We start from the raw sequence: 10,736 nt of genomic DNA on the forward strand, positions 1-10,736 counted from the left end.
GCTGATGGACGTCGGCGGCAGCATGGACGACCACATCCACCGCGTCGAGGAAATGTTTTCGGCCGTCAAAACCGAGTTCAAGCACCTGGAGTTTTACTACTTTCACAACTGCGTTTACGACTTCATGTGGAAGCACAACCGCCGCCGCTTCAGTGAAAAATTCTCCACCTGGGACATCATCCGCAAATACAACAAGGACTACAAACTGATCTTTGTAGGCGACGCGACCATGAGCCCGTACGAGATTCTTCAACCGGGCGGCAGTGTGGAATACAACAACGAAGAAGCCGGCGCCGAATGGCTGCAGCGGCTGACCCACGCCTTCCCCAAATTTGCCTGGATCAACCCGGAGCCGCAGGGCATCTGGCAATACCGCCAGAGCATCAGCGTGATCCAGCAACTGGTGAGCCAGCGCATGTACCCGTTGACCATCAAGGGGCTTGAAGAAGCGATGCGGCTGCTCTCCAAATAGCGCTCAAGTAAACTTCAAATCGTGACTCAACCCAGTCAACGCCGTGTGAAGATGGCCACGCAGGCAGGGCTGACAGCTGCTGCGCGCAGCCTTGCCGTGGCTTTTTTCGCCCTCCCCGCTGTTTTCTTTGTGCCTGCGGCCAGCGCGGAAACAGCCACGCCTGCCGACCCTTCGACCACCACCGTTTCAACGCCCCCTTCCGGTGTCGTGCAAACCGCACCGCCGCCCGCGCCTCCGCCGGAAAAAGTGGCGCCCGCCTCCACCCCCGAGGGCGCTGTAGGCCCCACCGACGCCGAGCCCGAAGTCACCGCCTTTGACATCACCGTGCTTGCGCCGCCGGACGTACGCGAGCTGATTGAGCGGCACATCGAACTGCAGCGCTACCGCGCCGTGACCGACCTCGATGACGCCGAACTGGCGCGACTGATCCTGCTGGCCGAGCGCAATGTGCGCAATCTGGTCGGCACGCTGGGCTACTTCAACCCCAACATCCGCATCACGCGTGAGGGCGGCGTCAACGCGCGCCCTACCATCGTGGTGGCGGTGGACCCCGGCGAGGCCACTGTGATCGGCCCCGTTGCCATCAGCTTTCTGGGGGACATTGCCGAATCGCCAGACCCCGATGCGATGGCCCAGCGTACCGGCATTGAACGCAACTGGCGCCTGCGTAGCGGCCAGCGCTTTACCCAAGATGCCTGGGATGGCGCCAAAACGCAGGCCTTGCGTGCCCTGGTGGCGCGCCGCTACCCGGCGGGCCGGCTGGCCGGGAGCCTGGCCGACGTGGACGCGCCAGCCGGAACCGCCAGCCTGACCGTGGCGCTGGACTCGGGCCCGCTCTACCGCTTGGGGCCCATGCAGGTGTCGGGGGTGGAACGCTACGACCCGGTGCTGGTGCCCAGGCTGGCCCGTTTGAATCCGGGCGCGGTCTACGACCAGAACCAGCTGGTGCAAGCCCAGCAGCGACTCGCCTCGAGTGGCTACTTTGATTCAGCCTATATTTTTATCGACCCCGACAGCGATCCGCTCGCAGCGCCGGTACAGGTGCAGGTGCGCGAAGCCAAGCTGCAAAAAGTGGTGCTGGGCGTGGGCGTGACCACCGACAGCGGCCCGCGGGCCTCGGTGGAACATATACACAACCGTGTGCCCGGCACAGGCTGGCGCGCCGCCACCAAGCTGCAGCTTGAGAAAAAGTCGCCCTTCGCCCAGACCGAGTGGACGTCCCTGCCCAACGAGGCGAGTTGGCGCTGGGTGGCGCTGGGCCGCATCGAGCGGCTGGACGATAACGAACTGATCACCCAGACCCAGCGACTGCGCTTTGGCCGCACCCAGGCGGGCGAGCGGATAGACCGCAACATCTACCTGCAGTACGACCGGGCACGGGTGCGCGGCACGGGCCTGTCGGGCGCCTCGGTGGCCGACACCGGAGACGGCTCGGCGCTAACGGCCAACTATGTCTGGACCGGCCGCTATTTCGACAGCACACCGTTCCCCAACAAGGGCTACGGCCTAGGCGTTGAGCTGGGTGGCGGCTCCACGCTGGGCGATGATCGCCAGCCCTTTACCCGCGTGGTGGGCCGCTGGCTGGGCATTCAGCCACTGCAACGCGGGCGCATTGCACTGCGCGCAGAAGCCGGCGCCGTGCTGGCCAAGGACAGCGCCCGCATCCCGGCGACCCAGCTGTTTCGCACCGGCGGCGACAGCACGGTGCGCGGCTACAGCTACCGCGACATCGGCATCAAGCTGCCCAACGACGTGACCGGGCAGGGCCGCTACATGGCGGTTGGCAGCATTGAATGGCAGCGCCCCATGCTGCGCAACGGACTGCCCAGCGAATGGGAGAACACCCTGTTCCTGGATGCCGGCGCCGTGGCCGACCAGCCGCAAGACCTGCGCCCGTCCATCGGTGTGGGCACCGGCGTGCGCTGGAAAAGCCCGATTGGCCCCTTGCAGATTGACCTGGCCTACGGCGTCAAGGTGCAGCAGCTGCGCCTGCACGTCAGTGTCGGCTTCATCTTTTAGCGGGCGTTCAGATGGACTCACTGCCCCCCGAAGCTGCGCCAGCCGCAACACCTGCCAGGCCCGCCAGGCGCTGGGTCAAAGCCGTTGCACTGGCCGCCGCCAGCCTCTTCATGCTGGCCGTAGTGACGCTGAGCGCGCTGTGGTGGTGGGCCGGCACCAGCGGCTCGCTGGCCACCGCGCTGGGCTGGATCGGGCAGTCACAGCCGATCATGGCCCAGGGCGCCACCGGCTCACTGCGTTCAGGCGGACAGATTGACCAGCTGGTGTGGGAGCAAGGCGGCCTGCGCGTGGACGCGCGCGCGCTCACGCTGGCCTGGCAGCCCTGGTCACTGCTGCAGGGCACGCTCAAGCTGCAGCGCATTGCAGCGGCCAGCGTGACGGTGGACGACCAGCGCCCGCCCCGCACCACGCCAGCCAGCGCACCCACCGTGCTCGGTCTGCCCATTCCTATTTCACTGGACGCGTTTTCTGTCGACCAGCTCCAATGGAACGGGGCCACCGCGTTTGCCGCGTCAGGCATTTCAGGGCGCTATGAATTCACCGGAGCGCAGCATCAGCTTGACTTGCTGGGCGCACAAGTGGCCAGCGGCCGCTACAACGGGCGGGCGATCGTGTCATCCAGCAGCCCGTTCGTGCTCGATGCGCGCCTGTCGGGCGCCCTGACTGCCACGCTGCCCAAGGGTAACACGCTGCTGCCCCTGGCATTTCAGGCCAGCGCCAGCGGTCCGCTCGCAGAATTCCAGGTCAAGGCCGACTTGCAGATGGCCGCGCAGACCCCTGAAGGCCAGAAGCCACCCCCAACCCCGCCGCAAGCCAGTGCCACCGCGCGCGTCACGCCCTGGGCCGCGCAGCCGCTGCCGCAGGCCGATGCCCGCTTTCGTGATTTGGACATGGCCGCGCTGTGGCCCAACGCACCCCAAACCCAGCTGACCGGCAGCGCCAGCGTGCGCCCGCTGGAAAGCGCCGCGCCGGCTGATAGTCCGGGCTGGCTGCTGCAGCTGGACATGACCAACCAGTTGCCCGGCCCCTGGGACCAGCAACGGCTGCCGCTGGAACGGCTTGAAACGCAGGGCGAGTGGCGAGGCGGCGTCGGCATTGTCCGCACCCTCAAAGCGCAACTGGGCGGCGGCGAAATTCTGGCCAGCGGCGAATGGACGCCTGCACCGCTTGCACCGCCTGCGGCAAGCCCGATGACAACAGCCCCAGCAGCCCCAGCCTGGACGCTGCAGGCCACCCTCAAGCAGGTCAACCCGGCCCTGCTGCACAGCCAGTTTGCCGCCCTGCCCCTGAACGGCGTGGCCGCCGTGCGCAGCCAGGGCGCCGCCATCGGTTTTGATGCCAGCGTGCAAGCCGCACCAGGCGCCGCACCCAAGTCGCTGGGCCGACTGGTTCTGCGCGACGCCAGCGCCACCGGCAGCTGGAACCCCGAGCAAGCCGGCGGCACGCTGGTGCTGTCCGCCCTGCAGTTGCGGACCGACGACGCCGAACTGACCGGCCAGCTCGAAGTCCAGCCCGCCGCCCAAGGCGGCAAAGGAAACCTGGCCTTCGCCGCACCCGGGCTGCACGCCACGGTCAACGGCGAGTTGCGGCAAACCAGCGGCGCCGGCAGCTTGAGCCTGCGCGGCCAGGATGCCGCCCAGGCACTGCGCTGGCTGCAAAAACTGCCCGGCCTGCCCGCCTCGCTTCAAGCCGCCAGCGCCGCCGGCAGCGCTGACCTGCAGGCCCGCTGGCAAGGCGGCTGGCTGGACCCGGCGCTGCAGGCCAAGCTGGCCGTGCCGTCGCTGGACTGGCGCAGCACCAGCCCCAAGCCCGCCGCCGCTTCCGGAGCCGCGCCGGCCCGGCCGCCCGCTGGCCTGCTGAAAATCCGCGACCTGAACGCCACGCTTTCGGGCCGCCTGAGCCAGGCGCAACTCGGCGCGCAGGGCCGGCTTGAGATCGACCAGCGCCGCATCGACCTGCAGCTGGCGCTGGACGGCGGCCGCGTCAAACCGGCCGGCACGGGCCAAAAAGCGTTCAGCGCATCGGCCTGGAAGGGTTTGCTCAAGCAGTTGACGGTGCGGCTTGAAGACCCTGCGCTGGGCGCCGGGTCCTGGCAGCTGGCCAGCCGTGGCGCAGTGCCGCTTTCATGGACCCCGACCGCAGCGGGCGGCGCCTTTGAAAGCGGTGCGGGCCAGGCCATTCTGACCGCACCAAACGCAAAGGTGAATGCAACCAGCCCCATGCCTACGCAAGCCACGCTGGCCTGGCAGCCGGTGCGCTGGCGGCCCGGTGAACTGCTCACGGCAGGCAGCATCACCGGCTTGCCGATGGCCTGGATCGAACTGCTGGGCGGCCCGCAACTGGCGGGCGCAGGCCTGGGCGGCACCCTGCTGCTCAATGGTCAATGGGACGCCCGGTTCAGTGACCGTCTGGCGCTCAAAGCCAGCCTGACGCGCAGCAGCGGCGACCTCACGGTTCAGACAGAAACCGCGCAGGGCACGAGCGCACGCGTGGCCGCCGGCGTGCGGCAGGCGCGGCTGTCGCTCGAAAGCGTGGGCGACGCCCTGACGCTGGCGCTGCGCTGGGACAGCGAGCGCGCCGGCACCGCCGACGGCCAGCTCAAGACGCGCCTGACGCGTGCGCCGCCCGGCACCGGCATCGGCGGCTGGCTGTGGGCGACGGACGCGCCGCTCAACGGCCAGCTGCGCGCCCAGCTGCCGCGCCTCGGGGTCTGGTCGGTGCTGGCGCCGCCCGGCTGGCGGCTGCGCGGCGCGCTGGCGGCCGACATTGCCATCAGTGGCACGCGTGCCGCGCCCCGGCTGGCTGGCGAGTTGCAGGCCAACGACATGGCCCTGCGCTCGGTCGTTGACGGCATCGAGTTTGGCAACGGCCGCCTGCGTGCCCAGCTCGACGGCACGCGCATGCGCATCAGCGAGTTCAGCCTGCAGGGCGCGGGCGACAAAGGCACGGGCGGCCTGCTCACGGCCCAGGGCGAAGCCGCCTGGGTCGATGGCCGGCCGCAGGTGCTGCTCACGGCCAAGCTGGCACGGCTGCGCGCCAGCATTCGCACCGACCGGCAAGTCACCGTGTCGGGCGAGCTGCAGGCCAGCCTTCAGGGCGCCCAGACCGAACTCACGGGCAAGCTGGTGGTCGACCAGGCGCGCATCCTGCTGCCCGACGAAGGCACGCCGCAACTGGGCGACGACGTGGTGGTGCGCATGGCTGGCGGCGCCGCTGCGGGCCCCAAGGGGCCAGGCCGGGCCAGCGCACCTGAAAAGGAAAAGGCAGTCCGCCCCCTCAAGCTGGCGGTTCAAATCGATCTGGGCCGCGACTTCCGGATTCAGGGCAAGGGCATGGACACCCGGATTCGCGGCGCCCTGAGCCTCCATGACGACGCCGTGCGCGGACCGCGCCTGACGGGCACGGTCAACACCTTTGGCGGGCAATACCGCGCCTACGGTCAGCGCCTCGATGTCGAGCAGGGGGTGATTCGCTTCACCGGGGCCATCGATAATCCGACGCTCGATATTCTGGCGATTCGCCCCAACCTCACGCAGCGCGTGGGCGTGCAGATCACCGGCACCGCGCTGCTGCCCAGCGTGCGGCTGTATGCCCAGCCCGAGCTGCCTGACGCTGAAAAGCTGTCGTGGCTGGTGGTCGGCCGGGCCTCGGCCTCGGGCGGGGCCGAAGCCGCCCTGCTGCAGCAGGCCGCGCTGGCGCTGCTGGGCAGCAAAAGCGGCGGCATGTCGGGCGGGCTGGCGGCTTCGCTGGGGCTCGACGAGCTGTCGTTTCGCGGCGCCTCCAGCAACGCCGATGGCAGCACCGCCGCCGGCGCGATCACGCTGGGCAAGCGCTTTTCAAGCAATTTCTACGCGGCCTACGAGCGCAGCATCTCGGGCGCCTTGGGCACGCTGTATGTTTTCTACGACCTGTCGCAGCGCTTCACGATTCGCGCCCAGGCCGGCCAGCAAAGCGCCGTGGACCTGATCTATACCGTGCCCTACGACTGAGCACCCAGCCCCGGCCTTTCAACAAAGCCTGCCCAGCGCATACAATTCCGGTTCTTCGCAACTTGCCAAGACGTGCCGCCATAGTTCAACGGATAGAACGAGTGCCTCCTAAGCGCTAGATACAGGTTCGATTCCTGTTGGTGGCACCAACCGCTATTATTTCAATAGCTGCAAACGCCCGATGCATAAGGGCTAGAGCCCTAAAACATCATAAAAAACAGTTATCGAGGTCTTTTGGCGCCCCAGGTTGCGCCATTCCGGCCGATTCCTGACTGCGGTTGAAGCCGGGTTTTCTCCCGACTCCTGGCCGAGTTGAAAAAGTCGCTGCTGCACCAGGCCTTCAGCGGGGCCTTGTGATCAAAAACCGGCCGGTTTTGAACAGGTGCCCGGCCATCTGTCCATAAAAGCCGGGTTTTTAGACACACGAGCAAGGACGTGATAAGAAATTTCAATTATCTATACATGTTTTGCCTGAAGTGATAAGATAAATCCGATTTCTTATCACGTTCCAATGGGAGGGCTGGTGTGACTGACCTGGAGATTCCTGCAAGCGACAGCCTTGACGTGAAGGCGGTGTGGCAAAGCCTGGCTGAGGCGCACCGCTATCTGGCCGAGCTCAAGGGGCTGTGCGAGTCGCTGCCCAACAATGCCCTGCTGCTGAACACCCTGGCGATTCAGGAGGCCAAGGACAGCTCGGAAATTGAAAACATCATCACCACCCATGATGAGCTGTTTGCCTATGACCAGAGCAGCGCTGCATCGCCCGCCGCCAAGGAAGTGCAAAACTACCTTGCTGCGCTCAGGACGGGTTCTGGCCAGGTGCGCGCTTGCGGCCTGATCCGGCTCAGTACGGTGCTGGACGTGCAGGCAGAGGTCGAGCAAAACAACGCGGGCCTGCGAAAGCTGCCCGGCACCGTGCTTAAAAACCAGGCCACCGGCGCCGTCGTGTATGAACCGCCCCAAGATGCGCGGGTGATTGAAAAGCTCATGGGCCAGTGGGTGGACTTTATCCATGCCGACGACGAACTGGACCCCTTGCTGCGCATGGCGATTGCCCACCACCAGTTTGAGAGCATTCACCCTTTTTATGACGGCAACGGCCGCACCGGGCGAATACTCAATCTGCTGATCCTGCAGCGCGAAGGCCTGCTGGATTTGCCGGTGCTGTATTTGAGCCGCTACATCACCGCCACCAAGAGCCAGTATTACCAGCTGCTGCAATCGACGCGTGAAACGCACAACTGGGTGGACTGGTGCGTGTATATCGTCAAAGGGGTGGCGCGGACAGCCAAAAGCGGGATCAGGCTGGTCAAGAACTTGCGCGATCTGATACAGGCGACCAAGCACCGCATGCGCGGTGAGCTGCCGAAAATCTACAGCCAGGCGTTGCTGAACAACCTGTTTCGCCATCCCTACACAAAAATCGAGTTTGTTGAAAGGGATTTGGGCGTTTCACGGATCACGGCGGCCAAGCATCTGGACGCGCTGGCTAACCATGGTTTTGTACTGAAGAAAAAAATTGGACGCACCAACTTTTACATCAACAGCCCCTTGTTTGAGCTCCTCAGCCACATCAGTCTTGACGATGAATGAAGCCGAAACCCGCGCCGCCTGAACGTGGGCTGGGCGGGTGGCAACTAAACCCTGATAATTCTGCGATGACAATGACCAGCGCGATTTCACGGTTCATGCGCGGTGCCGCCATCACCTTGTGTTTGTGCAGCGGCAGTGCCATGGCGGCCGACGGGCCGCTCTGGTTTTCTGACGGAAGGCCCGCTCCCCAAGCCCACCAGGCCATCGCACTGCTTGCCGATGCAGCAAGCCAGGGACTGGAACCGCAAGACTACAACGCCACCGCGCTACAGCAGGCCATCCGCCAGGCCGCGCAGGGCTCAGCGCCAGAGCCGGTGACGATCGCGCGACTGGAGACAGCGCTAACGACAGCCCTGGAACGCTACCTGTCGGACCTGCACAGGGGCCGCATTGATCCGCAACGCATTCATCACAACTACCATGCGCCGCGCCGCGATGGGTTTGACCCGGCGGCCTACCTGCGGGCCGCCGTGGAAAACCGGCGTCTTGCCGAGGCCGCCCGGGAAGCTGAGCCACGCTTGCCGCTCTACGCGCGCTTGCGTGAGGCGCTGGGGCAGTACCGCGAACGCGTCGGCCATCCCGCCTGGCAGCAATCGCTGCCGCCATTGCCTGGCGCCCAGCGGCGCGGGGCCGGCAAGCTGGCGCCGGGTCAAGACTATGCAGGTCTGGCGATGCTGGCGCAACGCCTGGCCGTGCTGGGGGACCTGGCGCCGGGTACGCCTGTGCCGCTGAGCTACGAGGGGCCGCTGCTCAATGCCGTCCAGGCTTTCCAGCAGCGGCACGGCCTGGCTGCCGACGGCGTGATAGGCAAGGCCACGCTGACGCAGCTGCAGGTGACACCCGCGGCCCGCGTGCGGCAGATCGAGCTGATGCTGGAGCGCCTGCGATGGACCCCGCTGATGCAGGCGCCGCGCATGATTGTCATCAACATCCCGGAATTTGTGCTGCGCGCCTACGAAGTGCAGGGCGAGCGCATCCACGTGCTGCAGGAGATGAAGGTCGTCGTCGGCAAGTCGCTGGACACGCGCACCCCGCTGTTTGATGAAGACATGCGTTTCATCGAGTTCAGCCCCTACTGGAACGTGCCGCCGTCAATTGCCCGCGCCGAAACCGTGCCCAAGCTGCGGCGTGATCCGGGCTATCTGGCGCGGGAAGAGATGGAATTTGTGTCGGCCGATGGCCGCGTGGACAGGACGGTCTCGGCTTCGCTGCTGGATGCCGTGCTGGCCGGCCAATCGCGCATCCGCCAGCGACCGGGACCGAAAAACGCGCTCGGCGACATCAAGTTCGTGTTTCCGAATCGCGACAACATCTACCTGCACCACACACCGGCTACCCAGCTGTTCGAGCGCGCCCGGCGCGACTTCAGCCACGGCTGCATCCGCGTCGAGCAGCCGGTGGCGCTGGCCAAATTCGTGCTCAAGGGCATGCCGGAGTGGACCGAGGAGCGCATACAAAAAGCCATGAGCCGGGGTGAATCGGCCACGCTGCGGCTGGCCGAGCCGGTGCCGGTGCTGATTGCTTATGGAACTGCGCTGGTGAAAGAGGGCCGAATTTTCTTTTTCGAAGATATCTATGGGCTCGACCGCCTGCTTGACACCGCCTTGCGGCAGCGCGCACCGAATCCACCGTCCATCAAGGAATAAGCCATGACCGACCCCTTCACACTGGCCCGCCGCCGCTTCCTGCACCTCACGGCCCGACTCGCCGCGACCGCCGCCCTGCCGGCACTGGCGGCCCCTGCAGCCCTGGCCTCGGTGCCGGACGCACGCGGGCTAGCGCTGGTCCATACCCACACCCACGAGAAAATCGACCTCGTGTACGCAGACAAGGAGCACTACCTTCCAGCGGCGCTGGTCTCATTGAACCGTTTTCTGCGCGACCATTACACCGGCGACATCGGCCTGATGGACCCGCAGATATACGACCTGCTGCACCGCGTGCAACAGGTTCTTGGCAGCAAGGATTCTTTTGAGGTGATCTCCGGTTACCGCTGCCCCGCCACCAACGCCAACCTGCGCCAGACACGCAGCGGCGGCGTAGCCAAGCGCAGCCTGCACATGGAAGGCCGCGCGATCGACGTGCGCCTGCCCGGCGTGCCGCTGGCCGATCTGCACGAGGCGGCGCTGTCGCTGCGTGCGGGCGGCGTGGGTTTTTATCCGCGCGAGCAGTTTGTCCATCTCGACACGGGCCGCGTGCGCAACTGGTGATTGAACTTCCGCCTGGCCTCAGGGCGTGTTGCCGCCGACCGAAAACTGACCCACTTTAGGCTACTTTGCCATCCGCTTCGTGACGCCTCATGAACGCCATGCGGGCATGGATACTGCGTTGCTATGCAAGCGCGTTGACGTCTATGAGGCTGCGAAGGCCGCGCATCCCCAGCGTTGGAGTGGCCCCACTCGGAACTTGCAGCCAGTACGCGTGGTTCACCTCAATCCTGATCAACAGGTTGAAGAAAAAAATAGTCAAAAGGAAGCAAATCCAGAACTCAAAAAAGCCGCTTAAATTCAACCTCTTAGGCGACAACTAGATTGACATTCACCGCATCAAGGCCATTTCGTTATACACAACTTTTTTCTTGTTTTAAATCAACAACTTACGATCTCACGTTTTTCACACCCTGCGTTGGCTCACCCTATACAAATCAACAACTTAGCGGTACC

Annotated in this window: 5 protein-coding genes, 1 tRNA gene and 1 pseudogene; all 7 read left to right on the forward strand. The window is 65.3% G+C overall.

The features are described 5' to 3' along the window. Window positions 1-472: pseudogene (locus Q8K05_RS10540) on the forward strand (hypothetical protein); the annotation flags it as partial. Between the two features lie 21 nt (window positions 473-493). Then, a complete protein-coding gene (locus tag Q8K05_RS10545; protein WP_305246573.1) occupies window positions 494-2,491 on the forward strand; it encodes an autotransporter assembly complex family protein in 1,998 nt (665 codons plus the stop codon). 11 nt (window positions 2,492-2,502) lie between these two features. Further along, on the forward strand, window positions 2,503-6,480 hold the full coding sequence (locus Q8K05_RS10550; RefSeq protein ID WP_305246574.1) for a translocation/assembly module TamB domain-containing protein: 3,978 nt from the start codon (window positions 2,503-2,505) through the stop codon (window positions 6,478-6,480). 74 nt (window positions 6,481-6,554) lie between these two features. Next, window positions 6,555-6,629: transfer RNA gene (locus tag Q8K05_RS10555), tRNA-Arg, on the forward strand. A gap of 376 nt (window positions 6,630-7,005) precedes the next feature. After that, complete coding sequence (locus Q8K05_RS10560; protein ID WP_305246575.1) at window positions 7,006-8,073, forward strand: Fic family protein; 1,068 nt, start codon at window positions 7,006-7,008, stop codon at window positions 8,071-8,073. A 71-nt stretch (window positions 8,074-8,144) separates the two neighbouring features. Further along, window positions 8,145-9,719, forward strand: coding sequence for a murein L,D-transpeptidase (locus tag Q8K05_RS10565; protein ID WP_370868828.1), 1,575 nt, complete (start codon window positions 8,145-8,147; stop codon window positions 9,717-9,719). A gap of 3 nt (window positions 9,720-9,722) precedes the next feature. After that, complete coding sequence (locus tag Q8K05_RS10570) at window positions 9,723-10,283, forward strand: DUF882 domain-containing protein (protein ID WP_305246577.1); 561 nt, start codon at window positions 9,723-9,725, stop codon at window positions 10,281-10,283. The last annotated feature ends 453 nt before the right edge of the window (window positions 10,284-10,736 follow it).

This window comes from Polaromonas sp., from assembly GCF_030682935.1.
Lineage (GTDB): Bacteria > Pseudomonadota > Gammaproteobacteria > Burkholderiales > Burkholderiaceae_C > Polaromonas.

What these genes read in the sequence shown, in the direction of transcription:
- Q8K05_RS10550 (WP_305246574.1), top strand. Translation starts at nt 2,503, where the DNA reads ATGGACTCACTGCCCCCCGAAGCTGCGCCAGCCGCAACACCTGCCAGG.
- Q8K05_RS10565 (WP_370868828.1), top strand. Translation starts at nt 8,145, where the DNA reads ATGACCAGCGCGATTTCACGGTTCATGCGCGGTGCCGCCATCACCTTG.
- Q8K05_RS10570 (WP_305246577.1), top strand. Translation starts at nt 9,723, where the DNA reads ATGACCGACCCCTTCACACTGGCCCGCCGCCGCTTCCTGCACCTCACG.